The 1,522-nt window shown below is 67.2% G+C and carries 2 protein-coding genes; both read left to right on the top strand.

Annotated features, from left to right (window positions below):
* The first annotated feature begins 180 nt into the window (after positions 1-180).
* Positions 181-315 (top strand): hypothetical protein, encoded by a 135-nt coding sequence (locus ABFY07_RS42645; RefSeq protein ID WP_346179607.1) that lies wholly within the window; start codon positions 181-183, stop codon positions 313-315.
* Between the two features lie 719 nt (positions 316-1,034).
* Positions 1,035-1,522: CPBP family intramembrane glutamic endopeptidase (locus ABFY07_RS42640; RefSeq protein WP_346179606.1), on the top strand; the 488-nt coding region annotated here is incomplete at its 3' end.

Raw genomic sequence — 1,522 nt, 5'->3', positions numbered from 1 at the left:
GAAAACGGAGCCAGCACCCCACAGATCGACACCATGGCCGCCTACATCACCGCCCTCGGCGGCGAACTGACCCTGCGAGCCGACTTCCCCGACCACGCCACCCAGACCACATGGCCCCAACCACACACCACAGAAAGCTGACACCCGCACAGGTCGCCTTCCCATCTGTACGCCTGCGGCATGTCGGTGCGCAACCTCCGCTCCCACCTGGCTGGCATGTATGACGTCCAGGCCTCGCCGGACCTGATCGCCAAGATCACCACCTACTGGGTTGTTCTCTGCTGCTGGCCGTTCGTCTGCCTCAGGCAACCCTGAACCTGGGCCTGCAGGCGTCGTACGATGTTCTGATCGCCATCCCCCTACCCGCCGCCGCGGTCAGGCTCCAGCAAGTACACAGTGGACTGCTCGACAAGTACCACACCATGTCACCCCGAGCGCTCATCACCCCCGGAGGACTGCCCTTGCCGGAAATCTCATCCGCCCTGGTGGAGACCGCTTCTTCGGGTCCCCCAGATCTTGGCCGCGGTTGTTCGCCGCGGTGACCGGCACGTCGATGTTCCCCTGTTTCAGCCCGTCGATCGGCTTGATGCCTCCGACGACCAGTTCGGGCTCGGTTTCGTCGGCGAAAGCGGCGGGAGCCGCGGCCGGCGCGATCAGGCCGGCGGCGCCGAGGGCGGCGACAGCAGCACGGGAGGCGTGCGTGGCAAGGGAGGCACGACGGTCGGGTCAGGGCATCGACATGGAGAACCCCTGCGGGACGGCGTGTGAATGGACGGCGTTCTCTCGGGGAACATCGCCTCGGTCCCCAGACTCCCGCTGGTCCCCGAACAGTTGCACGCGCGGCGTCACTTCCGTTCTCGAAGGTCGCAGACCCGGATGCCCGTCGAGGCGCGAAGGGAGCTGTGCGGCACTCGAGTTGTCCCCCGTGAGAGCTACGTGCAGGTGTCCACCGTGAGGTGACGATTCCCGGGGCGCGGATCCATAGCGTTCTGAGCAGGCGCGGCGCTCCGGTCGCGGGTCCGGTAGGAGTCGTCATGAAACTGGTGTGGCAGATACTGGCTGTGGTGACGGTCAGCGCGGCCGGTGGTCAGAGCGTCAGCGCGGTGCAGGACAACCCGTGGCTCTCGCTCCTGCTGGGCGGCCTGACAGCGGTGCTGGCGGTGTTCGTCTACCGGTGGGTTGTGGGCCGCACCGAGGGGCGTCCGGTCACGGAGCTGGCCCGGGAGGGCGCGCGGAGGTCGCTGTACTGGGGGACGGGCATTGGCGTCGCGCTGTTCGGGGGCGTCATCGCGAACCTCGCCTTCCTCGGGGACTACGACGTTCACGGCTTCGGCTCGCTGACGGGTGCGATCGGATTGGGCGGCTTCATGGCCGCCGCCGCCGTGACGGAGGAGCTGATGTTCCGCGGCCTGCTGTTCCGGCTGGTGGAGCGAGGCTTGGGCACGTACGCGGCGTTGGCACTGTCTGGTGTGCTGTTCGGCGCGATGCATCTGTTCAACAAGCATGCAACCCTGCTGGGTGC

The sequence above is a fragment of the Streptomyces sparsogenes subsp. cuspidosporus genome, from assembly GCF_039532705.1.
Classification (GTDB): Bacteria; Actinomycetota; Actinomycetes; order Streptomycetales; family Streptomycetaceae; genus Streptomyces; species Streptomyces sparsogenes.
Note: the sequence above shows the minus strand (reverse complement) of the source record. Positions and strands in the feature narration are given on the sequence as shown.

Coding starts and splice junctions, on each gene's coding strand:
- ABFY07_RS42645 (WP_346179607.1), top strand. CDS start 181: ATGTCGGTGCGCAACCTCCGCTCCCACCTGGCTGGCATGTATGACGTC.